The organism is Leptospira alstonii serovar Sichuan str. 79601 (assembly GCF_000347175.1).
Taxonomy (GTDB): domain Bacteria; phylum Spirochaetota; class Leptospiria; order Leptospirales; family Leptospiraceae; genus Leptospira; species Leptospira alstonii.
In genome coordinates this window covers 25396-49729 of record NZ_ANIK01000116.1, presented here as the reverse complement: position 1 = coordinate 49729, position 24334 = coordinate 25396, and the positions used below count along the sequence as shown (strand labels likewise).

Here is a 24334-nt window from a genome sequence, read left to right as displayed (position 1 = left end):
AGGAGTTAGGACTTTACAATCCAGGTCGACGTGGTCATCCTCCTTGTCTGACATCTGAGCTCTGATCCCTCCTAAGAAACAATTAGGGTGAACTCCGGACAAGCCTCATTCGATAACCTTCCTCGCTTAATTTACGTTTCTTTATTTTGCAGCCTGTGGAAACGGCGTGGGACTGACTATCCACTAAAACGCGAGCGTTCCCAGACTGGAATCGTTGTTTGTCGGACCAAAGACCGGCTAACCCGCTTTGATTTCTTCCTGAAGATTGGATATGAATCCGGTTCGGGTTAATGTCTTTGTGTCTTCCTGGCCTCGCATCCTCACCGCGATCGTTCCGGATTCCATTTCTTTTTCACCCAATATCAAAAGATAATTCGTCTTTTTCAAAATAGAATCCCTGATTTTCGCTCCGATCTTTTCGTTTCGAGTATCCAATTCCACTCGAAAGCCCGCGTCGACTAACTCCCGATAGACGACTTTTGCATAATCGGTTACCTTCTCGGTTACGGTCAAAATTCTTATCTGGTTGGGAGAAATCCAAAGAGGAAATTTTCCTTCGTAGTGTTCGATTAGAATTCCGATGAATCGCTCCAAAGAACCGTAGATCGCCCTGTGAATCATAACCGGTCTTTTTTTCTGACCGTCGCTGTCCGTATAATCCAAATCAAAACGTTCGGGCATAGAAAAATCCACTTGGATCGTCCCACACTGCCAGAGCCTACCGATCGAATCCTGAATGTTGAATTCTATCTTCGGTCCGTAGAACGCTCCTTCGCCTTCTTTGATTCCGTACGGAATTCCTTTTTTCTCAAGGGAAAGTTTTAAAGTGTTGGTGGCAAATTCCCAGTCCTCGTCTCGTCCTTGCGATTTTTCGGGACGGGTCGCGATAAAGGTTTTGAATTCGTTAAATCCAAATTTCTTATATACAGTAAACGTAAAGTCGATGATATCCATCACCTCGGATTCCAAATGATCCAAAGGAGCGTAGATATGAGAATCGTCCTGCGTAAACGCCCTTACGCGAAAAAGTCCGTGAAGAACCCCGTGCAACTCGTGACGATGCACGCTTCCGAATTCCGCAAACCGCAACGGAAGTTCCCGATACGAATGCAGATGATGTTTGTAGATCAAGGAACATCCCGGACAGTTCATCGGTTTGAGTGCGTAATCCTCTTCGTCGATGTCCGTGAAATACATGTTCTCGTGAAAGTTGTCCCAGTGCCCTGATTTTTTCCAGAGTTCGGAGGAAAGAACGGCGGGGGTTTTGATTTCCTGATATCCTCTTCTGTTACATTCCGATCTAAGATAATCCGCGAGTGAGTTCCAAAGAATCGTTCCTTTCGGATGCCAAAACGGAAATCCGGGGCCTTCCTTTTGAAAGGAAAACAGATCCATTTCTTTTCCGATCTTTCTATGATCTCTTTTCTTCGCTTCTTCGATTTGAAAAAGATATTGATCCAATTCTTTTTTTGTCGGAAACGCGACTCCGTAGATGCGCGTGAGCATCGCATTGTCTTTGTTCGCTTTCCAATACGCGCCGGAGATAGCGGTTAGTTTAAAAGATTTTAATATTCCCGAATTCGGAACGTGCGGTCCTCTACAAAGATCGAACCATTCTCCCATTCCGTAGATGGAAACCTCTTCGCCCGGAATTCCGTCTATGATTTCGATCTTATACTTTTCTCCGAGTTTTTGGAACGTTGAAATCGCTTCTTTTTTAGATACGACCTTTCTCCAAACCTCGTAATCGGCTTTTACGATCTTTTCCATCTCCGCTTCGATCTTTGGAAAATCGTCCGGAGTGATCACGGTTTCGGCAAAGTCGATGTCGTAATAAAAAAATCCCGGTCCGTTATCGATCACGGGACCTACGGTGAGATTTGCGTTTTTATATAAATTCTGAACCGCCATTCCGAGCAAGTGAGCCGCGGAATGTTGAAACGTCTCCCTACCTTCTTTTTCGGAATAGGTCAATATTTCTATAATTGCATCCGTCTCCACCGTTCGGGATAAGTCCTGGATATCCTTGCCGTTGAGTCTTACGGCAAGAGCCTTGTTTTTTAAGAACGGCAATTCTTTTTCGATAAAGTCGCGATAGGTAGAACCTTGTGCGACTTCCTTTACTGATTTGTCCGGCAGAGTCAGCTTATACATATTCTTTTCCAGGAACTAAATTGGGATTTCCGCTTTCCATTCGCAAAAATCGGACATATTTTTCAATCGATTTGCATTTATGGGAGAAAAACCTGTGTTGACTCTAGTCACCACCTCATCCAGTTTGTAAAAGATGAAAGCGTTTTTAGTTTTCGATAACGGCACGATCTTAGAGGGAAAATCCTTCGGCTATGAAACTGAATCCGTCGGAGAAGTCGTTTTCAATACTTCCATGGCGGGTTATCAAGAAATCCTAACGGATCCTTCCTATTGCAATCAGATCATTACACTGACTTACCCGATGATCGGGAACTATGGGATCCATCCGGACAATATGGAATCTTCCAAAATTCAAGCGAGCGGTTTGATCGTTAAAGAATATGTGGACCGGCCTTCCAACTTCAAATCCGAAAAAACCCTATCTCAATTTTTAAAAGAATATAAGATTCCCGCGATCCAGGGAATCGACACGCGCAAACTGACTCGGTTTATCCGCACGAACGGTTCTCCGAACGGAGGAATCTTCGTGGCTCCGGATTATTCTCCTTCGTTTTTGGAGAAGGTAAAATCCTTTCCGGGAATCGTTAATTCCGACCTTGCGAAAGTGGTAACTACGAATTCAAAATATATCTTCGGAACTCATACCGGTAAAAAATACAAACTCGCCGTCTACGACTACGGTGTGAAGACCAACATACTCCGTCTTTTGGATGCGACCGGTTTTGCGGTTACGGTTTATCCGGCTGAAACTCCCGCAGAGGAAATCATGAAAGAAGGAATCGACGCGTTCTTCCTTTCCAACGGCCCCGGCGATCCGGCGCCTTTAAACTACGCAATCGCCGCGACCCGAAAAATTATGGAAAAAGGATATCCGCTTTTCGGGATCTGCCTCGGTCATCAAATCATCGGGCTTACTTTAGGAAAAAAAACGGAGAAGATGAAATTCGGTCATCGAGGCGGAAATCAACCCGTAAAAAATCTGCAAACCGGTCAGGTGGAAATCACTTCGCAAAATCACGGTTTTGCGGTGATCGACGATCATAAGCAGGATGAGCCCGTTTCTTTTATCAACTTAAACGACAACAGCGTGGAAGGAATTTTAAAATCCGGTTATCCTTTATTGACCGTTCAGTATCATCCCGAAAGCGCTCCCGGGCCGAATGATTCCCGTTATCTATTTCAAAAATTTTACGATCTCGTTGAAAAAACAAAAAGAGGTGAATGAACATGACTGAATTTCCGCAACTTCCCGATAGAATTTTGGGATTACCCGTTGGAAAAGATTTTTCCGTAGAGGCTCTCGTTAAAGACGTTTGGAATCCGGAAACCGACGATCTTTTTCCCCCTAAAAATTTTCTCGGTCTCGGCTACGGTGTAAACTTCTACGCGATCGCGAGGAAAACCGGGCTTCTTTAAGACGAACAATCGACTTCCGAAGAAGTAAATTTTTTGCTTCGATCGTTACGACTCGTTCTAAGGATTACAAACATCCCTTAGGACGAGCGCAAAAAACACTCCTTTACGCTCACGGTTCCAATACTCTAAAAGCTTCCTTTAGGAATTGTTCCGGATATTCGTGATGCATAATGTTAAAAAGCGTAAAATAGAGTTGTTGAAAAATTCCGTAGTGGAGTTTAACAAAACTGCTTCAACCGTCAATTTTAATGAAACAGAAACGGATGGAAAATTAATTTTTCGGGCAACTCTATTGTTCGTATGTGCCGTTGAATCACTTTGCAAAACCGGGAACGAGACAACCTTAGCAAAACGTCTTGCAAACTACGACGACAAAGTCGCGTATCTTATTTTTTTCGTCCGACAAATCTGATTACTGAACCTTTTCCGTTATGGAACAGACCTTCGCTCAATTCAATTTCCTTTTCTACTAACTCTATAATTTCATAATTCGCAAAGTCCGTTTTTAACTCGTCCATTGAGAATAACATCGCGATCTCTTTCGGTCCGCCGACTTTTTCGTTTTTAGTGACGTAGTCGATGTGTCTTTTACTAAACGCTTCAAAGATAACGAATCCGTTCTTTCGTAAATATCCATCCAATGTTTTATGGTATGACGATTTAATATCCGCCGGGAAGTGCGCATAAATTAGCGCAATAGCGTCAAATTGTTCGGCGTTATAATTCAACGCCTGCAATTCGCCAACTTGATAGTCGATTGTCACTTTATTAAGTTCTGCAAGCCGGAAGGCTTTCTTTTTCCCCTCGACGCTGATGTCAAACGCCGAAACCGTCCAACCAAGTTTAGCCGCAAAAACCGCATTACGTCCTTCGCCTTCCGCCGGAAAAAGTATTCTTCCAACATTCAATTTCTCTAATTGTTCTTTTAAATAGTCGTTAGGTTTTTCACCATAAGCAAACTCATCTTTACTATATCTATCGTTCCATCTGTCAATCCAAGATTCATTCATGTTTTCGCCCGATTTGTTATACTGCTAAATTACTGCTAACGACCAATGATTGCTTACGTTTTACAAATCCATTGGGCCTTGGTAGGAGATTCGCTATTGGAATGGAAAGAACAAGTTAAATTCGAGACTCATTGCCGCAGCCTGATCGGTAGATTTAGTCCACACCGGCTAAATGTCAAGGGAATTAGAATTGAAGTTTACTCGATTTTTACACAACAAAGCAGTTATAGGGACAGTCTTCAGATCGGAGCAAGATATCGATTACCGATTCCTACATATTAGAATACCATAAATTTTGAAACGAGTCCCCGTTTAAAGACAGAATTCTGGGAACTATTTTATGTAGTTCTGAGTAATTTATAAATTTCCTTATTCTATAAATATTCCGATCGCAGTTTCGCATATTTGTTTGTTTTTATATTGAGTGTAGGGTAAAACAAGAAGCGGTGTAAAACCGATCGGCCCGCCCGGAAACCTATACCATATGAGACACCGGTAATAGCAGCGGTAAAATTCCTATTTTCAATTTGAATCTCTCTCATCCTTCTTTTTGCTTGAAAAAATTGGACAACACATTCTTCCGCACCACTCTTCGGATGCTCTGGAATAGAAATACATATAAAGGGAAATATAAGAGAAATATTACTGATATTTTTTTGAAATGTCTTTTGCACATATATCAAGTGCCTTTAAATTTGTTCCCTCTATCATAGCCTCACGATAGTTCTGTAAAATCCATATATATTAACCGTTTCTGAACTTGTTTCAGTGACAGAAGATTGTAAGATAACGTTTTTACCTTTAGAAATAGTATAGGAAATACTTACTGAATAATCTCCGGTCCTCACTTGAACGGGCCAGTAACCGATTAGCGGATATATTGCGGGCTAAGTCCACCAGTAGTTATAACTGTACTTATATATAATGATCAAAGAATCAATGCCCACATTTTCATTCTTAGATGCATCTTTTACTTCTGAAAATATACGATTATTTTTTAATGTAGCCTTAAACATATATTGCCATGCTTTAAGATAATCGATTCGATCAGCCGTAAAAACTTCAAATCTACCGATAAATACGGGCAAATCATGAAGGCTAAGTTTTGTATTCTCAAATTCTCTCGGCGGAGGCAGTTGCCTAATATCCACTTTGCAATTTGATGTCACTAACGTTATTGTTATTAATATTTTTAAATAGAAAATTCTACTCGATTTCATTGTATTCACTCTTAAATTAATTTTTTAAAAAATGGAAACTAACAACATAAGCTTCTCGACTTTGCGTCCCAAACATTTGTGTGCGACAATGATCGCGGTGGCAAATCCGTAATTTCGGTATTCTTTTCGAGTCGAAATATCATAAAGACCAACCGCCTCCGCATCATAGGCGGCCTCGCAAATAACAACCGAAATTCCATTCGAAAAACCTAAATAAAATCTGAGCGGACAATTTGAATCCAGAAACAACACTTCGTTACTCTTAAAAAACGCAAGTACGTTCCCGTTCGGCGGCTCCCAGTTCATTGTGTTGATGTTGCGAATTCGAACGACTCTTTCGAAGAAGTCACTCTTCGAATTTCCAATCGATGATCTTGTCGGATCTTACCGATCCCTATAAAATAGAATACCGTCAATTTGAGCACAAATCGATTCCCATCGCGTGATTCGTATCCCGCTCTACAAAACCGAACTCCGCAAGTGCAGTTATAGCAGTATCATTTCAATCTTCTGATGCAATCCACCATGAGGATCTCCTTTCCGAGTTTTGAATATAATCTCGAATGAATTGAACCCGGCTTCGATCGAAAATCCCATCCATCTCAATTTCAAAGATCAGATTGAACGTATCACAATCTAAACCCGAATCCAAAATCTATCCGAATCCGGGTTCGATCCATTTTATATCCGTGTTGCGCTTGTGACAATATCCGATATGAAGAAGTATGTTGTTTTTGATAACGTGAAAAAGCTCATCGATCTATTTTAAAAATTTATAATAGACTCTATTTGTCGCAAAGTGCAATGATTTTATTTTACGAACGATTGATTGCCCATTTTGTATTTTACTCGGAAAGGCATTAACGTTCATGAAAAAGATTGATCCATAAATCCAAGGAACTACAAGCCAAAGGAAAATCCCCTACAATTTCGATTTTCTTGATGCACATCAAAAAAATCACAATTACGAATTCCTTTTTCGATCAGCGTTCGACGTGTTTTATAGAGATTAGTAGAATTGTAAAATCGGAGAATTTGGTTTTTTGAACCAGGTCCCGCTTTCTACGCTCTAACTTTTGAATATCCACGGAAACCTTATGTATTTTTACGAGCAAATGTCTTCTATCCCGTTTGGGAATTTTATCCTCTTCGAATAACTTTTTGTATTTCAAAAGGAATTCATGATCGATTTCCAATCTTTTAGTACATTCCTCAAACGGCATCGTAATATCCTCTATCGTTTCATCCGACTTCTCGACAAGTTCCAGATTTCTTAGTTCGATCAAAAAATGATCCTGACTCGCAAAGGGAATTTTGAATTTTAAGATAGAATTCGTACTTTTTAAAATAAAACCCTTATAGCTATAAATCAGATTCTGAATCCTGTCCCGAGACTTTGAAATCTTTTCCGATTCAATTTTTATGTTCAAAGAATGAGTATAGTATCTTCTCTCCAAATGTGCGGGATCCACATCGGTAACGGGACTTGCAAAGAGCGATATCGGAATGAGAAGAAGTAACGTAAACAATAGAACGCGATACAATACGAGCGACATGTCAGGACAGGATATGGAAATTCTATGTTTCGTCAATCTTGGTTTCAAAGTTTTGTTTCAAGATTCATGGGACGATTTCAAACCGATTTTTAAAAAATCGGATTCCGGTTCTTTTCCATTCAAGTATAGGATATTGACATCGTCTAACCATGAAATCAGCTCTTCTTTGATTTTGTATTTACTGGATTCTCTGGAAGTATAACGGAAAAAATTTTGACCTTCTTCCTCTAACAGAAAATTCTTATATTCGTTTTCATTTTTTTTATTCTCGTAAAAATCTATTTTGAAAATCAGGAATCGACTCAAAATTAAAAAGGAAAATTCAACGACGATAAATATCGGAACCATAACGAAAGTCATCGCTCCAATCAAGATCTATTTCGCGCCCCATAGGAAGCGAAATAGCCAACGAGTAGCAAAGCGTTACGAGTGGCTCTTAGCGCAGCTAAGATTCGCGATCCATAGAGAGCCATAACCTTACCCACAAGTACGTGGATCTCAAGATAAATCTGTCGGAATTACGACAAATCTTCTGTGAAACTTACGCCCCACCCTAATTTTGGGTGGTGGGGCGGGAGGTGGAAAGGCTCGGGAGGCTTTTCTCTATCAGAAAATCATACTTTTTGCAAGTAAAAAGCTCCATTCTTGTCGGAACACTTGAAAAATGTGCGTTTTTGATCCTTCTTATTCCAAAAACCTTCTTAACTTGTGGGTAAGGTTATGATAGAGAGCGAGTTATTCCCTGAATTGCGCCCCAGAAAACTAAAGCGCAGAGCTTTCAATTAATCACTTTCTGAACTCGGTGAAACGGCTCTATGGATCGCGTTAAAACAGAGCTCGGACGGCAAGTCGAATCGAACGCGGAGAAGCGGGTCGCGTGTGAATATCGTCGTAGCCTCCTTCATTCGGACCCTCCGCTTCGGATTTTAATCGGGAAGCGTAATAATAATCTATATCGCTCATCCTCGCATTTTGAATATTAAATATTTCGAATGTTATACTCCATACTTCGTCGAACCTTTTTCCGACTTGCAGATTGAATAGGGTGGTAGGAGAGGATCTCACGCTATTGTCTTCCATCAAAGCCCTGGGCCCGAAGTATCTGCCGCGGATAGAACCGAAAAAACCGTTTGTTTCCTTGAGAGTGATTCCGCCCGAGTAAACGTGTTCGATGGAGCCCGGAATGAAATTACCGGTTTCCTCGTCCCCTCTGAATCTGGATCTTGAAATCGATACGTCCGCGTCCAAGATCAGATTTTCAATCGGCTCGAAACGATTGGACCATTCCACTCCCCTTCTCGTACTGGATCGACTCGCTGCGGTCGTAGCTGCGTCTCCTTCGAATATGAGTTCGGAATCCAAATCCAACTGCCATAAACTCAATGTGGTTTTCCAACGTTCTAAAAATACGCTTCTGACTCCGAATTCTCCTCCGCGGGAAATTACGATCGGAGTGAAAGAACGTTTATTTTCCGTAAGTCCTCTCGCGTCGTTCGTATGAAAACCTTTCCCTGCGCTTAAGTAAACTTCCGTATTCGACCAAGGTCCGAAAATCATTCCCGTTTTGGGATTTGCGATCGAAGCGCGCTTTCGGTCGCTCCGTTCCGAATTCCGATCGTCAACGTGAAATTGAAATTGATCCGCTCTGATTCCAAGTACGGTTCTGATTTTGGAAGTCCATTGGATTTTACTTTCGTAGTACGCGGAAAGATTGGTTTCGACGATCCGATTGGATGAAACGGATTCGAGTTCCGCCCTTTTGGTCGTATGATAGAGAGCGTTGTTGATAAAATCCCTTCGGATCTGAACCCCGATCGAATTTTCAAATTTGATCTCGTTCCATGCGGATCGAATTTTATAACTCGACTTGAGACCGGATACGGTTCTTCTATCCGTTTGTTCTATCTGATCACCTCGCTCCGGGTCCTCAAGGTAATAAGTGGTGTTTGAAAAAAGGGAAAGATCGTTATACAAACCATATATTAGAATTTTTGCATGCGTATTTTTATCCGTACGATTGACCTCCCCCGAAAAAGAAACCCGGTTCGTATATCCCCCGTCGGTCGGATCGATCGTATCGAACCTACCGATCCGATCCTTCTCCGGCTCCAACCAAGATCCTCCCGTTTCCATCGCTCTTTTCGGAATCTGATGAGTCGTGTGCCAATTCCCTCTATAAGCCATTGCTAATAAACGATATCCGTTTTGTTCGTCTCCGCCGCTGTAACTCAACACGCCGTTTACTTTTTTATAATTTTCTTTAACGGTCCAAGGTCCGTCGGAATGCGCGCCTTCGAGTGCGTAGAGTAAACTTCCATTACCGATCGAATGGGACTTTGCGACGACCGTCCTTCCGTAACCGAAAGTTCCTCCTTCCAAGGAAGCGATTCCTTTTGAAAGAGAACGAAAATAAGACACATTCATGGAACCCGCGGAAGAGAAGTTCCCTTCCTCCGCCGAATAAACTCCCTTTTTAAATTTGATCTCTTCTATGAGTTCCGGAATGATAAAGCTGATATCGGAATAACCCTGACCGTGTCCGTGAGAAGGATTGTTGACCGGAATTCCGTTTACGTTGGAAGCGAAATCGGTTCCGTGATCCAAGTTAAAACCGCGTAGAAAATACTGATTTGCCTTGCCGGAGCCGCTGTGTTGAGTGGCGATCATTCCGGGAACCAATTCGGCGATCTCTCCCGTTCTTAAAATCGGTCTGGACCGAATCTGTTCGGATCGAACGGTATCTTCGCTGGCTGTGTTTGCGTTTCCAAAATCCGCCTTTCCCGTTACTACGATTTCTTTCTTTTTTGTTGCTTCTTTGTCTTCGTTCGGTTCTTGCGCCCCAATCGAATTCAATATTCCTAATGTTAAAAACCAGATCCAAATCCACATTAAGTTTTGAAATTCATTCCGGATCAATCGATTTGAAAGCTGCGTTGTATAAACCAATACGTTCCGAGCGACGCGAGCAGGAATAATAGAAATGAGAAGGCGATCTCTCGAAATTCGGGTTTTATCTTGGGAAACAACCACCGATTTACACACCAAACGATCGAAAGCGCTAAACCGACCAAGATCATTTGACCGATTTCCACTCCTAGATTGAAGCCGAAAAGCGGAGCCAATAAACGATTCCGATCCAATCCGGTTTCCAGTAAAAATCCCGCAAAACCGAAACCGTGAATCATACCGAAGGCAAGAGTTGTGATTCCCAGATACAAACCTCTTGATTTCAAATCGGCCGCATACCGACTGAGAGACAGATAACACGCCGCGAAAAGGGACATCCCTAAATAAGCGAACAATACGTGACCTTCACGGATCTGAAACCGCCAAGCGAGAAATCCTACGACCAAAGGAAGGGATGCGATTAGGATTGAAATGGTCTTGCGATTTTTTTCACCGACTAACACCGATTCTGCGGCTACGATCAGTATGGTGAGACCGATAAACGCTTCGATGCCGGAAGTATCCGGTTTGATTCTTCCCAACACCGCGATCGAAAGAGTGAAACTATGACCGAGGGTGAAACCGGTGACGGAAACCAAAATCTCCTTCCAATGTCTGCTCGCTAAAAGGATGGCCAACAAAAAGAAAATATGATCGATTCCGGTGCCGATATGTTCGATTCCCGCGGTTACGAACGGAAAAAATCCGGAAATTTTAGAAGTCGCTTTGTTTTGAAAATTCCATTCGGTTCTTTTGGACTGAAATAAATTTTCGACCAAGTTTCCATCCTCCAAACTCAAACGGGAATAATGAAGATGAGAAGGCGCGTATTCAAAGAGCCCCGTATAAATCATAAAATCCGGAGAAGAATTTTCGCACCGGAAAACGATCTCCAATTTCAGAAACGCGGAATTGGATCTAAGAGAACGAGGAGAATCGGAAAGCGAACAATCTCGATCTCCGGAACGAACCGCAACGTGCGATCGAATATAGGAAGCGAAATGATCGGATAAATCCCCCGTTTCTCCGTCCGCGAACGGAATCCGAGTCGCTTCCCTTACGGGAATCGTTATAACCCCGCCGAGGGTATTTCCCGCGACCTTCCAAACGGAAAACGATTCGCTTCGATTGTGGGAAAAAAGATCATTCGAAAAAATGAATATTAGAAGGACGTAAATGAAACGTTTCATCCTCGCCCTTCTTCGGAAATCGGCAGATTTCTTTCGATTTTGGATTTTGTTTTCAATCGATCCAAATATTCCCTAAGCGCCCTATCCCCGTTTTCTTGTAGGAAGGACGCTTCGACTTCTTCTCTTACGGAATCGAAGTCCGGAATTTGACCCGGTTCCAAAACGAGCACTTTGACGATTAAGAATTTTTCTCCGTACCGGATCGGGCCCGATACTTCTCCCGATTTTAAATCCTTCAAGGCTCCCACTACGTCCGGACCCAGATAGTCTAGAAGTTTACGCAAAGGTAATAAAGAATTCGGCACATCGAGAACGTTAGGCGCAATTGTCCTGCCGGTTTCTTTCAATTGTTTTGAAATTTGACGGGCGGATTCCTCGTTGGACTGTTCGTAAACGATCACTTTATAGCGGGATGTTTTCAGGAATTTTTCCCGATTGGATAGAAAATAAGTCCTCAGTGCACCAACGTTGGGTTTTTCGGAAACGTTTTCGGCAAGCACGGATTGAATGACCGTTCTGACGATCGAACCTCGGATCGATCGATCCCTTTGTGCAAAACCCAATTCCAATCCTCTTTGCACCAATAATTCCTCTTCGATCAATCTTTCTAATACTCCGGTTCTCACTTCCTCCGTAATCGGATTTTTACTGTCGGAAGCATAACCGGATAAGGCGCGAAAATATTCATCTTTACTAATGGATGTTCCGTTCACTTCCGCGATCGTGTCGGAGAGAAAAATTTCCCTTTCGGGGAACAACAAGCCGACTAACGCGAGTAAAAAACCGAAAAACGCTCCCGCTCCTAGAAAATATCCGGGTTCCCAATTACCGACTTTCCAAAAGAACATATTATTTTTGTTTCGACCCGATCAAATAGATCGGAGAAGACCAAGCCCTCTCTTCCACATTCGCCAAACAGTCGTCTTTCGGATCGGTACGATAATCGGCGTAACATGGTTTCACTTTGATACAACGTCCTTGATCGTCGTACTCGCATCTGAGTTGTCCTCCGTTGATCGCTGGGGACGGTTCTTCGACGGCTCTTACGTAATAAACGGCGTCTCTTCCCAAATCGGCATAACTCGTATCTTGAAATTCCACCTCACAACCGGACGAATCCGATTTACAAGGTATGGTCTTCCAAGGATCTTGAATCAACTTCGCCACGGATTCGTTCGGAGAAATCTGAGGAAGAATCCGAACCACTTCTATTCTTGTGATCTTTTTTCTTTCGGAAGAAGGATGGTAACATTCCCCCTTACAAAGCCTTTGCAGACGTTCGGTTCCGATTCCGGAGACGCTGCTATCGGGACAACCCGGTTTCTGTTTGAACGCTCCGACCGCGCGCACTTTGAAGGTGGGATTTTTGGAGAAACGAATCTCCGAACCCATCGAGGCGATCACTTCCGATTTTTTTCCGGAATCGTTTTTTAAATCGAACCAAAGTAGAATCCTATCTCCCGATGTTGCGTAGACCTCCTTTCGATTCAAAGACTCCCAGATGGAATCCCTATCTCTACCCGGAGAATGTACCGCGACGAGCCCTCCCGTGAGAAAAAAAGAAGCCTGTCTTTCGTTATCCATGATTTCGAAAGGAGTCAAACCCTTGGGACTGAAAGGTTTGGAGTTGGCAATCGGCTTTTTCCTGTTCTTTTCGGGTTCCATCATTCCGAATGCGTTCGGTTTTTCGGGCCCCGCCGTTTCGGTCAGGGATTTTCTCCAGTATTCCTTATAACCGTTACCCGCCCTCGCGGTGTGAGAATCGCTCGAACCGATAAAACCGAAACGAAAGTTCCTGGGTTTATGAGGATTATCAAAATTAGTAATTGCTAATGCGTATTGAACGGAATTACCCGGTCGGTGATTGAAAGCTGGTAAAAAACAATCCGGGCATTGTCCCGAGTTTCCCCAGTCGTCCAAGTTGGCCCCCGGTACGGTTGAAAACCCGGAAACGCCGGCTAACGCGTGAAACTCCCTCGCCTGTGCGGCTCTTGACTCGCATTCTCTCGGAGATTCACCTTCCTTAAAACATCTTTTTCGAATGATTTCTCCCGCTCTCCAACAAGAAGGTTCATAACCGAAAGAAGGTTCGTTACAAACCGGTTTTCCGTTTGGATCGAAACTTACTTCCTGCCAAGGACGGTATTCTTCCGCGTTACCGTGACCGGAATAGATTTCGACTAACTTTTGCAGGTCTTCGTTATGATCTTTTCCTTTTAATTGTTTATCGAATGTGATTCCGGGAGGAGTATAAAAACCCCAAGTGGTTCCGTGTGGAATCACCAAAGAAGGTATATTCCATTGTTGTAATTTTTCAAAAAGTTCCGAAGGAGTCGCCGCCCATTCCGTACAATCTTTCGGTAATTCCTTTACGGGAACTCCGGACGGACAATGTTTGTAAGAAAGACGATCGGTGACAAAATCCGCAAAATCGTAATAAGCTTGTCTATTTCCTCCGGGAGCTATGATTTTTAAAACGTTTCTCATAATAAACGGAGGACCCGAAAAAAGATCCGTATACGGACCGGACGCGGCAATCGGTCTTGCGGGAACCTTGTCTTCTTCGGTGTCTTTCAAAATTACGTTTCTATGTCCGTAGTGATCTTGTACGGTGGTCCCCATTTGAGTCCATTCCCAACCTAAGAATGAAACCAAATCCGGATTTTTAGGATCACCCGCGCTTGCATTGCACTGACGGATCAGATCTTTTTCTTCCTGCCATTGTTTCGGAGTTAAACCTTCCGCGTGATCGTTGATGGACCAAAAATCCAAAGAAGAACAATATCTTGCAAAGTCGCAGGCGTCCTTAGGCGGATGGGCCCCTTCTCCGTTGAGCATCGGTAAACTAATCGCATACGCATCCATGGAATACGTAGTATGTACGTGTAAGTCGCCGAATAAGATTTGTTTTTCCCGAGGCGGTTTTTCCGTCGAATCCACTCGCAGTGTGGAATCGGGGTTTTGAAATTTAGAGCCGGAAGGAGCGCCGATCCAACCTTCGTTCCAGGCATTGACCACAAAAATAAACGCGATCCCGATAAAAGTAACTGACTTCAGAAAATTTTTCCTCATTCGATTCTCCATTTCTAATCTCGTCGGGAAATTTAATTTGAACTTAAAACAATCTGCGAACGAGAAATCAGAATATCTTTCGAAAAGCGGCTTTTGAGTGCAAGCAATTTCCATTATAACAGACAAATATTATTCAATATAAGAAATATAGTTTGATTAACAGATTAATTTTTCATTTATGGTTATATTATTTGTTATAGCGGATGCAAATCATTCTAATTGAGATTAAATCTCTTTAAAAGTATATCGATCCGACAAAAAGGCGCTAGTCAAGGAGCTTCATGAAAACCGTATTCAATCGAATTACATTCCTAGGGTTGGTAATTTTCACTCACTATCATTCGCTTTGGGCGGTTGCAAGTAACAACAGAAATGCGATCAATGCAAGGTACGAGGGTTTGGCGGGCGTTAATTTTGCGTTAGGCGGTTCTCCCATGGACGTCGCACTCAATCCGGCGAATTTATATCTGACAAAAGGAAAAAAAATAGAATTCGGCTTAGGACTCAGTTACGGCCAAATAAAATTTAAAGACCGCTTTCTGGATCCGGATCCGAGTTTGGATTACGCGAATTCCAAATCAAGATCCGGCGGAGGTCCCGCGCCGTATTTTGCGGTAAAACTCCCTGTGACCGATAAAATCGATTATGGATTTGCGGCGTACGTGTCCGGAGCGGTGGACGGAGCGGCGGAAAAAATCGATCGGAATACTCCCACGGGAGATTCGGTAAATCAATGGAGTGAACTGGGTCTGCCCGGGGTCTTAGGAAGCGGTAAGAGAATCAAAGAAACTACTCAGAACAAAGCTGCTTTCGTAAAGGCAGTGAACGGCTTTTCGGTCAAGTTTGGAAATCTTTCCTTAGGGGCAACCTTAGAGCTGAACTACGGAACTCAGAATCGCACCGTAAAATATTACGACGCTTCGGGAACCTTTGAAATTCCGGGCCAAGGATTTCGTTATGACAGTAGAAAAAACGCACTCGCTCTGAGCGGGATTTTAGGTTCGAATTATACGGTTACGGATTGGCTCAGAATCGCCTACATATACCAATCGAAAACGAGTTTTCCATTGGACGGTAGTTATTCTTTCGGTGTGAACGATCCTCGTTATCGATCCACGGGAGTATCCTTTCAGTTCAGCACTCCGGAGAAACACGGCCTTGGATTTGCGATCGGTCCCGAAAATCTGAAAGTAGCGATCGATTTCGTTTATACGAATTACGGTTCTTATTTAAAAAACATTCGGCAGGATTTGGCGGATCCGTGGTATCCGAATCTGCAAGGAAAAGGTTCAAACGTTGTCGCACATTTGAATTACAGAGATCAATGGGCCGCATTGATCGGGCTCGAACATAAAATCACTCCGGAATGGGTCTATCGTTTAGGATACAGTTATAATTCTCCGGTGGTTTCCAGCAACGGTTTAAACGGAGCACAGGGGATCGTGTTGACTCTCAATCACGTGATCGCGGGCGGTTTTAGTTATTCGCCCGGACCCTGGAGTTTTGATTTTGGCGCCACTTACTTTCTTCCCGGAAAACAGATCGAAGGCGGCAAAGGTACGGACTGGGCAATCACCCACGGAACTTACGGACCCGATCAAAAAAACTTAACTGGATATTCTTACAGCGGTCAAGCGCTCAATTCGATCGGGATCAACTTCGGAGCCACACGTTTTTTATCGGACTAAAGCGAGCGGGAAAGACGGATCTTGATTCTTCGGGATTTACTACGATCGGTAAATTATTTTTATCTAAATTATTCTTTTCGGATATATCAAAACAGTCGGAATAGATTTGGTAAAAATCAGCAATGGGAATTAGAAACTTAAGAAAACTGCTGCCATAGATTCGGCCTATCCTTTTCCTTCCAATGTATCTTTGTATGACGGATTCGACGGTAAAGGAAATTTTTGCAATTTTTCAAACCGCTTTGAACTTTAGCAAAGCTTGATACATTTTTTCCAAAAGTTTTCGATATGCGGTTCATTCGTATTCGAGTCACCCGGATATTCTCTGCCAAATTCCGAAAAATCTCCGTTTGCTTTCTTGCAATGGTTGGATTCTTTCATTCCGATAGAGAGGAGCTCTCAAGTCGATCGCAAGCATAAGACTTTCACAATTTCAAATATTCACTTTTTAGAATAAACGATCCTCTCGAAACGATCCGAGCCCCTTCTTTTAAACCGGCCTTGATGACGATCTCTTCTCCGACCGTCTCACCCGTGATCACTTCGGTCGCTTCAAAACTTCCGTCCTCGTTTTGAAGAAACAAGACGGACTTTCCTTCTATCTCATGAACGGCTTCGAGAGGAACGGTATGTCTCGGTTCTCCTCCGGAATTAGCCACGATTCCTTTTACCTTTGCGGTCACCGACTGACCGGGTTTTAACTTTCCGTTTCGGTTGGAAACCATGATTCTCAGTTTTGCGGTTCTTTTGATGCTATCCAAAACCGTTCCGACATACGCGACCTCTCCTCGTATCCCCGGAGATTTTTCGTCTCCCAAAGGATACACGATCGCTTCCGCGCCTTCCGAGATGGTGCCCAAGTCCTTTTCATAGACTTCTAGTAATACCATCAAATTGGTAAGATTGGCGATCGTGAACAAGTCTTCGTTTCTTGTGACCTGTTGTCCCTGAATCGCCTTTCTTTCGGTGACTTCTCCGTTGATCGGACTTCGGAGAACCAGGTTGGAAGAAACGTAAACGCCTCTTTCAATCCCCGCGATTTCTCCGGGAGTGAGTCCGTAATTTTCGAGTTTGATCCGGGTCGTTTCGACTTCGGTCTTAGCGGTTTTGTATTGCATGTTCGCGAACTCGTAATCCTTCGCGGAAGTAACCTTCATATCGAAGAGTTCTTTGGCGCGATCAGCCTGCAACTTCAATGCTTCCAGACTGGCTCTCGCTTTTACGTAGGAAGCTTCGACTTCTCCGAGCATCACGGAGGAAAGAATCGCAAGCGGAGAACCCTGGCTGACTCGGTCGCCTTCTCTCACGAGAACTTTTTTGACTCTCGCTTCCACGGTGGAACCGGCCCTCGCCATACTTTCGGGATCGTAGGAAATTCTACCCGGAAGAGCGACCTCGTCGAACGCGGAAACTTCCTTAAGCTCGACTAACGTCAACGGATGTCTCTTTAATATTTCTTCCGATACGCTGAACCTGTTTTTATCGACGACGGTTTGTTTTTTTTCGTCCGGTTTTTTGGAAAAGAATTTTTTGTAACCGAAATATCCCGCGCTTAAGATCGCGAGAAGAACGAATGTGGTTTTATATCTTTTTATGAAATGGATCATACGAATCTCCGGGATCGATTTTCAATCCCTTTCTGTTTTTTTTCCGACGGCGGCCTTATAGATTTCGACCGCGTTGTAATAGAGATACAATACTTCGTAGTAATCCCTGAGGACCGTAAGGTAATTTTTTTCGGCTTGAAGAAAGGTAACCTGATCGGACGCACCGCGAACGTAGGCTATCCTGGACTTTTGTTCCAACAGTTTATTCTTTTGTAATAGATCAATTCTTTCGTATTTTGCGAGAAGGTCCTCTCTCGCGAGAAGTTCTTTTTTGGAAGCCTCTATCTCTTCGTTGACTTCCCTTTTTTTGGCTTCGAGCGCGAGTTCGAACTTCTTGTATTCTTCCTTTGCGGAAAGAACCTTTCCCTGACCTCTGTCGTTCACGGGAAGAGGGATCGTCGCAAAAACCCCCGCGTAGTGTTCGTTACCCTTGATCCTCCATTCTCCCCCGACTTGAAGATAACCAAGGGCTTCCCTTCTTTGAAGATCGATGTTGAGTTTCTTTTCTTTGACCCTTTCTTCGAGAGCGGCGATATCGGGACGGTTGACGGAGGCGGTCTCCTTCAATTTCAACCCGAGATCCTCCAAGGATTTGAATTTCATTTCCGTTTTAAACGCGAAAACTCCTTCCGCTTCCCTGATTCCGGAAAGAATTCGGAGTTCTTTTTCCACGAATTGTCTGCGAACGAGAGCGTCGCGATAGAATTTTTCCACCTGGATCCTTTCCAACTCGAGTCTTTCGTATTCGAGAGGGGAAATGTCCCCTTTTTCGACCCGAAATTTCGTAAGCTCCAAAAGGTCGCTGTAATTTTCATAAAATTCTTTATTATAATCTACTAAATTAGTAAGAAATAAATAAGCCCAATAGTTCTGCCTAAGTCTGAGTCGAAAGAGTCTGTCGAAGTTATCGAATTCCCCCCAAACCGCTTCAAACGATTTTTTCGCCACCTTGGACCTAAGAGAAACCACTCCGTATATGTCCAAATCCTGATAGAGTCCGGGAGCGAGTTCGGCGCTTCCGCCTTGGGATCTGTTGGTACCGAGAATATTAGGATCGGAAGGCCCTCCTCCCGGCACACCGATAAACTGCTGTTGGAATTGTAAGACGGGGTTTTTATAAAGAGAGGCGGTGATCACCTTTCCCCTTTCGATTCCCATATTTTGTTTTTCCGCGAGATAAAGCGGATTGTTTGCGACCGCATACTCCGTCAGCCTTTCCACGTCCCAATCGATGATCTTTCCGGTAAAGGAAATCGGATTCGCGTTAGTCGCGTTTTGATTTTGCGATTGCGACAGTTGTGTTTTCTCTTCCTGGAAATTTTGGGAATTCTTTTCGTTTAACGCGGAACCTGATTTTTTCTTTTCCTCTTCCGTTACGGCCCCGGATTCGAGAGGAATCACCTCCGTATAAATCGGAGAAGGCGGGAAAACAAATCCGAGAAAACCGAATAGGAAAAGTACATTTACGAACTTTCCGGGTATGAACCTAAGATTGCGGATATTGCAATTTTCGGGTTTTCCAAAAAAGAATATTCGAAATTTGGAATGATCCTCGGACTTGAGCGCACCGATTCCATTTCGATACGACTTCGGAAAAATTTTTACCTCGCCGCGGAAGAATTCGTTTTCAAAAAACGATTCTCCATTCGGATTTCTTAAAACATTCTGTGAAGATACCATTTCCCCTGCACTTTCTTAAAGTATGGATTGAGAAGCTCCTTTTCCAGTTCTTTATTTTCTTTAAATCCGAGTTTCAATTCGCATTCCGTCATACTTTCGTAATAAAACTCAACCTCGATCCCTCCCGAAAGTAAAAACAAATCCCGAACCGTCCTTACGTTTTCGGACTCCTTTTGTTTTTTCAGCAATTCCCGATCGAAAAAATAAGTCTCGAAATAATTTCCTTCTTTGGAGAGTTCCTTTTTGATTTCTTCCCGGGTCCAAATTCCTTTCAGATCCAATAACAATCCGTCTTTCGGAGAAACCTGATCCGGTAATTTTGAAAAATCTTTTGCAATCGTATCTTCCACCAGGGTTTTTATCAATCGTAGAATTTCGGGCGTGTCCTTACTATGATCGCCCGTGTGACCCGCGAGAAATACCTTTCCGGCCCGAACGTCCGGGCTTTTTAGATTCGTTGTGGATAAAAAATTTTCCCGTGCCGACGCCGACGCACAAGAAAGGGTCATAACCAAACCTAAGAAGAGGAAGAGCCCGCATTTTTTTTCGGATAAGGATCGTTTGCAAAGAAGGTTCATTACGGTTTCCGGATTTTCAAACAAGGAACGAGCCTAATCTCTGAAAATCAATCCGAAAGTCGAGCTCAAGTTTTGTTTTTCCATTAACGTCTAACATCACGCGCCTTTCGCTTCCTGACGAAGCGCTTTTTTAAGAAGTTCTTCCAGATCCTTTCCGCCGATCACGTTGAGTACGGAGGAATTCTCCGTAAGAAAACGTTTAGCGCCTTCCGTAAACTCCGCGTCGCCGACGATAAAAGCCTTATCCACGCCCAACTCACTCAACTGACCGATGGTATCCCGAAGAAAAATATCCGAAATTTTCGCGTCCTTCCATTTACGAAATTTGAATAGGGCGCGAGTTTCCTTGTCCGCTTTGTACAAACCCGTAAGATTGAGACCGTCCCCTTCTTTGTTGGGAACTTCGCGACTCACGGTATAGTTCAGAGCCGTCACGATTCGAACGCAGAGATTTTTAAACTCGACCCCTTTCAGTTGACGATAGTGATCCAAAACTCCGACGCCGATTTTAGAAACGTCCGAAAGAAGTTTATTCCCTTGATCGTCCAAGATCCCCTTGATGTGAAAGGACTTGGAAGACTTCAGTCCGGAGAGTTCGTAAAAACGTTCCACCGGAAAAAGTTCCCCGAAGATCCTAGCGATCTCGTCGTCCAAAGAAAAGTTACCCTGAGCGGCGGTCTTACTCGCATCGGTTCTTTTGGTTTCCAATTGAAATTTGTAGTTCGCGAGTTCCAAAATTCTTTGGTCGTCGATTCTTTCGGATTCCGCTTCGATGAGATACTCGCTCGCTTCTTCGAGTTTGCCGAGTTTAACCGCCAAAAGGGAAAAATGAACGTCGGAGTCTATCATCTCCTGTTTCCAGCCGCTCGTCCTCGCCGTCTCCATACAAAGTCTCGCGTGTTTGAGAGCCTCGCCCAAATTCTTTTGAAGGATAAAACAACACATCAAAAACTGAAAGACCGTATAACGTATGTAATCGTCTTCGATCAGATCCGCGACGTTGTTTGCAACCTTGACGGCTTCGTCGTATTTCCCGTCTCTTGTCAAACTGAGAGCGTATAAAAAACCGCCTACCGGAGAGGAAGGATCGAGTTCGTAAGCCTTTGCAAAAAATTCGACCGGATTTCCTTTTCTAAGAATCGCGGAGATCACTCCCTTGCCGATAAAGATGGAAGCGGTTTTGATTTTATCGTCGGAAATCTTACCGAGGAAACGATCCGCGATCGTAAATTCTTTTTGGCCCAGTGCCATAAATCCGATCCGAACGTTCGCTTCCGGATTTTCCGGATCGACGGTAACGGTGTCCAAATAATGGAAGAGGGCTTCCTCAAATAAATCCTGTTGGTAATAGATGTCGGCGACTCGGTTGGAAACGACGACCTGGTTGATTCCCTTCTCGTAAGACCCTATCTTTTTGATTTTTTCAAGATGGCGGGCTTCGTTGATCGTATCCCCTTCCATCGCGTAGATTTTCGCGATCACATAATGAGCCCGGACGTTCGAGGGAGAATTGTCTAAAACATCCCGAATGATCGCTCTGGCATCCATATAATTCCCCATCGCGGCTAGGGCTAGGGCCTTTTCATACGCGTCTTTCTTGGTCTGAATCAGAAAGGATCCAAACGCAACGATCAGAATGATTCCAATGGCAACAAGAATGACGAAGATCATTTTTTTTGTTTTTCTTTCAGGTTCCGGTTGGTAAATGGATAAAATCCCGGAAATTGGTCCGGGTCTTATCCAATTTTAGGATAAAATCAATCATTTTGTAGAAACGAAAACCAGATGGGAAAACTTACCTACTTCAGATTCGCGTATTCCATTGTAAAACGCGATATTACGATCAGTGTACTTCATATGGGATTTTCCGCTTTATTTTGTTTTTTTCTGATTTTCGGAATCTTTCTACTCAGGATGGATAAGGCCCCTTCCAACTCTTCTAGTATCGAACTCTTCCGGAATTATCCTCAGTTGGTTTTATTGCTCAGTTCCTCCGCGCTGATATTTATGGCGATTACGAGAACCCTCCTTCGAACCGCCGACGCCGGAATTATGATGGCCGTCGGAGGAAATCGAATCGGAACGATTCGACTTTTAGTCTCCGAACTCTGGATTTTACACGGAATCGGATTTTTTCTAAGTATGCTCGCGACCGTTTTTTTCCCACCCTGGGTGGCCGAAGGTTCCAGTTTATTCGATTACGGAAAAGCTTTTTTGATTTGTATCGCTCTCATCTCCGGAATCGGGTCGATTCTGTCCTTGATTCTCACCTATTTGGATCCGTACCGATCGATTCGGAGGGGAAAATGATCCTTCGCATCAACGACCTTTCCCGAGAATACGGAAAATCGAGGGCGGTCAACGGGGTTTCCTTCGACATGAATCAATCCGACTATGTCGCGATCGTAGGTCCGTCCGGCTCCGGAAAAACGACATTACTTTCCATGATCACCGGAATGCTTTCCAGCACCTCGGGAGAAGTTTACTTCGACACGACCAAGGTCAGCGATATGAGTAGCGGAGAACTCGCGAACTTCCGCGCGAGAAACATCGGCCTTATCTTTCAGTTTTCGGAACTACTTCCTCATCTGGACGTCGAGGAGAATATTCTGCTTCCAGCGCTTCTTGTTGGAAAATTCAGTCGGAAGGAATACCTGGAAAAATGCGAATACCTGATTCAAAGTCTCCACCTCGGATCGATCCGAAAAAGTTATCCGAGTAAACTTTCCGGCGGTCAGATTCAGATGACCGCGATCGCGAGGTCGCTTATCAACGAGCCCGAACTTTTACTCGCGGACGAACCTTCGGGAGATTTGGATCCGGAAAACAGCGAACTCGTACGCAATCTTCTCTACGATTTCAATTCGAGAGGACTTACGATTCTATTAGTAACTCATGATATGAATCTCGCATTCGACGCAAAAACGATCTATGAAATGAGAGAGGGAGAATTTACCCGGGTGGTAAAGTGAAATCCTATCTCGGAATCGATATCGGCGCCGGAAGCATCAAAGCAAATCTGATCGATAAACAAGGAACGGTTCTGAAAAACGCGTCTCGGACTACCGGAGCGGAAACCGACGAAAAACAATTTTTGGATTCACTTTGCGACATCGTTGTCGAGATGAAAGATTTCTCTCTTACCGCGATCGGAATCGGGAGCCCGGGACCGATCGACTGCGAAAACGGAATTTTAATCCAATCCGCAAATCTTCCCTTACTCAAAAATGTCGCGTTAGTCGCTCATTTAAAAAAGAACTTTCAAATTCCGGTATATTATAATAACGACGCAAACCTCGCCGCGCTCGGGGAATATCGTTTCGGTCTCGGAAAGGGATCTCCCAGTTTGGTGATCCTTACGCTCGGAACCGGACTCGGAGGCGGTTGGATCTATCAAGGAAAATTGTTTAACGGTTACAAAGGAAGCGGAATGGAAGCGGGACACGTTACGTATCTTCCGAACGGTTCTCTCTGCGGTTGCGGACAAAGAGGTTGCACCGAGGCATATTTCAGCGCGAGCGGTCTCTTAAATCGATACCGGGAAAAAACGGGAAACCGCTTAAACTCCGTCGAAGAATTCTTCGATAAAAATCGAAAAGGGGAAACGAACGCATCGATTTTGTTAAACGAAGGAATCGAAGCGCTGGCGCAACTCTGCAGGGGGCTCATTCATACAATCAATCCCGAAAAGATCGTTTTTACGGGAGGACTTGTGAAGTCCTGGGATCTATTCGGAAATTCTCTCAAAGAAAGAATCCGGGAACTGATCTTTCCGATTTTCAGAACTTATACGCAAATTCTGCCCGGTGGAAACGTATCCGGAGCCTTAGGCGCGGCCGCGCTTTGTATGGAGAACCACGAATGAACGAACACAATTGTATTTTCTGCAAGATCGTCCGAAAGGAAATTCCTTCCAAGATCGCGTTTGAAAACGATGAAATATTAGCTTTTCATGATATTTCTCCCCAGGCCCCGGTTCATATCGTTTTTATTCCCAAAAAACACGTAACGTCCCTCGCGGAAATCGAAAACGAAGACTCCTCCCTGCTCGGAAACGTTCTGCTTCGGATCCGAGACACCGCAAAAAATCTGGGATTTTCCGAAAACGGATACAGGGTCGTAAACAATACCGGAAAAAACGGCGGACAAACCGTCTTTCACATTCACTTTCATCTTTTAGCGGAACGCCAACTTCATTGGCCGCCGGGTTGAACAAG

The 24334-nt window shown here is 43.7% G+C and carries 21 protein-coding genes; 7 read left to right on the top strand and 14 right to left on the bottom strand.

The annotated features are described in order from the left end of the window. Window positions 1-237: 237 nt before the first annotated feature. Entirely contained in the window at window positions 238-2154 is a 1917-nt protein-coding gene (gene thrS / locus LEP1GSC194_RS19225) for a threonine--tRNA ligase (protein WP_020775149.1), read from the bottom strand. A gap of 133 nt (window positions 2155-2287) precedes the next feature. Between thrS and carA the strand changes: the two genes are divergently transcribed. Both carA and LEP1GSC194_RS19215 read left to right on the top strand, forming a co-directional pair. Next, a complete protein-coding gene (carA, locus tag LEP1GSC194_RS19220) occupies window positions 2288-3379 on the top strand; it encodes a glutamine-hydrolyzing carbamoyl-phosphate synthase small subunit (RefSeq protein ID WP_020775180.1) in 1092 nt (363 codons plus the stop codon). Window positions 3380-3381: 2 nt separating this feature from the next. Further along, window positions 3382-3570 carry a hypothetical protein gene (locus LEP1GSC194_RS19215; protein ID WP_003001179.1) on the top strand — a complete coding sequence of 63 codons (189 nt, stop codon included), beginning with the start codon at window positions 3382-3384 and terminating at the stop codon, window positions 3568-3570. Between the two features lie 386 nt (window positions 3571-3956). Here LEP1GSC194_RS19215 and LEP1GSC194_RS19205 read toward each other — a convergent pair whose 3' ends face one another. From LEP1GSC194_RS19205 to LEP1GSC194_RS19160, 9 genes are all read right to left on the bottom strand, one after another. Continuing rightward, window positions 3957-4580 (bottom strand): class I SAM-dependent methyltransferase, encoded by a 624-nt coding sequence (locus LEP1GSC194_RS19205; RefSeq protein WP_020775119.1) that lies wholly within the window; start codon window positions 4578-4580, stop codon window positions 3957-3959. A gap of 887 nt (window positions 4581-5467) precedes the next feature. Next, the gene (locus LEP1GSC194_RS23310) at window positions 5468-5800 is read right to left on the bottom strand and encodes a hypothetical protein (RefSeq protein WP_231384465.1); all 333 of its coding nucleotides are present in this window, start codon (window positions 5798-5800) and stop codon (window positions 5468-5470) included. Between the two features lie 24 nt (window positions 5801-5824). Next, window positions 5825-6106, bottom strand: coding sequence for a hypothetical protein (locus LEP1GSC194_RS23305; RefSeq protein WP_020775203.1), 282 nt, complete (start codon window positions 6104-6106; stop codon window positions 5825-5827). A 677-nt stretch (window positions 6107-6783) separates the two neighbouring features. Further along, window positions 6784-7356 carry a DUF4349 domain-containing protein gene (locus LEP1GSC194_RS19185; protein ID WP_020775179.1) on the bottom strand — a complete coding sequence of 191 codons (573 nt, stop codon included), beginning with the start codon at window positions 7354-7356 and terminating at the stop codon, window positions 6784-6786. A gap of 57 nt (window positions 7357-7413) precedes the next feature. Beyond that, window positions 7414-7704 carry a hypothetical protein gene (locus LEP1GSC194_RS19180; protein ID WP_020775195.1) on the bottom strand — a complete coding sequence of 97 codons (291 nt, stop codon included), beginning with the start codon at window positions 7702-7704 and terminating at the stop codon, window positions 7414-7416. A 477-nt stretch (window positions 7705-8181) separates the two neighbouring features. Then, window positions 8182-10245, bottom strand: coding sequence for a TonB-dependent receptor (locus LEP1GSC194_RS19175; protein ID WP_155826395.1), 2064 nt, complete (start codon window positions 10243-10245; stop codon window positions 8182-8184). Between the two features lie 23 nt (window positions 10246-10268). Further along, window positions 10269-11492 carry a HupE/UreJ family protein gene (locus LEP1GSC194_RS19170; RefSeq protein WP_020775121.1) on the bottom strand — a complete coding sequence of 408 codons (1224 nt, stop codon included), beginning with the start codon at window positions 11490-11492 and terminating at the stop codon, window positions 10269-10271. Further along, window positions 11489-12340, bottom strand: coding sequence for a peptidyl-prolyl cis-trans isomerase (locus LEP1GSC194_RS19165; RefSeq protein WP_020775184.1), 852 nt, complete (start codon window positions 12338-12340; stop codon window positions 11489-11491). The genes LEP1GSC194_RS19170 and LEP1GSC194_RS19165 overlap by 4 nt, the downstream gene beginning before the upstream one ends. Window position 12341: 1 nt before the next feature. Next, window positions 12342-14576: a DUF3604 domain-containing protein gene (locus LEP1GSC194_RS19160; RefSeq protein WP_020775201.1), complete on the bottom strand. Its 2235-nt coding sequence runs from the start codon at window positions 14574-14576 to the stop codon at window positions 12342-12344. A gap of 269 nt (window positions 14577-14845) precedes the next feature. Between LEP1GSC194_RS19160 and LEP1GSC194_RS19155 the strand changes: the two genes are divergently transcribed. Then, a complete protein-coding gene (locus LEP1GSC194_RS19155; RefSeq protein WP_020775170.1) occupies window positions 14846-16252 on the top strand; it encodes an OmpP1/FadL family transporter in 1407 nt (468 codons plus the stop codon). Between the two features lie 425 nt (window positions 16253-16677). Here the strand turns inward: LEP1GSC194_RS19155 and LEP1GSC194_RS19145 are convergent, their stop codons facing one another. The 4 genes from LEP1GSC194_RS19145 to LEP1GSC194_RS19130 all read right to left on the bottom strand — a co-directional run bounded on the left by LEP1GSC194_RS19145 (window position 16678) and on the right by LEP1GSC194_RS19130 (window position 21788). Next, a complete protein-coding gene (locus LEP1GSC194_RS19145) occupies window positions 16678-17859 on the bottom strand; it encodes an efflux RND transporter periplasmic adaptor subunit (protein ID WP_020775171.1) in 1182 nt (393 codons plus the stop codon). Between the two features lie 21 nt (window positions 17860-17880). Continuing rightward, window positions 17881-19539 carry a TolC family protein gene (locus LEP1GSC194_RS19140; RefSeq protein WP_020775187.1) on the bottom strand — a complete coding sequence of 553 codons (1659 nt, stop codon included), beginning with the start codon at window positions 19537-19539 and terminating at the stop codon, window positions 17881-17883. Next, window positions 19515-20117, bottom strand: a complete 603-nt coding sequence (locus tag LEP1GSC194_RS19135; RefSeq protein ID WP_036043821.1) for a hypothetical protein — start codon at window positions 20115-20117, stop codon at window positions 19515-19517. Before LEP1GSC194_RS19135 ends, LEP1GSC194_RS19140 begins: the two co-directional genes overlap by 25 nt. A gap of 96 nt (window positions 20118-20213) precedes the next feature. After that, window positions 20214-21788 (bottom strand): tetratricopeptide repeat protein, encoded by a 1575-nt coding sequence (locus tag LEP1GSC194_RS19130; protein WP_020775131.1) that lies wholly within the window; start codon window positions 21786-21788, stop codon window positions 20214-20216. A 114-nt stretch (window positions 21789-21902) separates the two neighbouring features. On the opposite strand from LEP1GSC194_RS19130, the gene LEP1GSC194_RS19125 reads away from it, so the two are divergent. From LEP1GSC194_RS19125 to LEP1GSC194_RS19110, 4 genes are read left to right on the top strand one after another with little or no spacing between them, the layout of a single operon-like run. Then, window positions 21903-22427 (top strand): hypothetical protein, encoded by a 525-nt coding sequence (locus tag LEP1GSC194_RS19125; protein WP_020775123.1) that lies wholly within the window; start codon window positions 21903-21905, stop codon window positions 22425-22427. Continuing rightward, complete coding sequence (locus LEP1GSC194_RS19120; protein ID WP_020775191.1) at window positions 22424-23089, top strand: ABC transporter ATP-binding protein; 666 nt, start codon at window positions 22424-22426, stop codon at window positions 23087-23089. The genes LEP1GSC194_RS19125 and LEP1GSC194_RS19120 overlap by 4 nt, the downstream gene beginning before the upstream one ends. Then, window positions 23086-23982 carry an ROK family protein gene (locus LEP1GSC194_RS19115; protein ID WP_020775148.1) on the top strand — a complete coding sequence of 299 codons (897 nt, stop codon included), beginning with the start codon at window positions 23086-23088 and terminating at the stop codon, window positions 23980-23982. Before LEP1GSC194_RS19120 ends, LEP1GSC194_RS19115 begins: the two co-directional genes overlap by 4 nt. Then, on the top strand, window positions 23979-24329 hold the full coding sequence (locus tag LEP1GSC194_RS19110; protein ID WP_020775174.1) for a histidine triad nucleotide-binding protein: 351 nt from the start codon (window positions 23979-23981) through the stop codon (window positions 24327-24329). Before LEP1GSC194_RS19115 ends, LEP1GSC194_RS19110 begins: the two co-directional genes overlap by 4 nt. Window positions 24330-24334 lie beyond the last annotated feature (5 nt).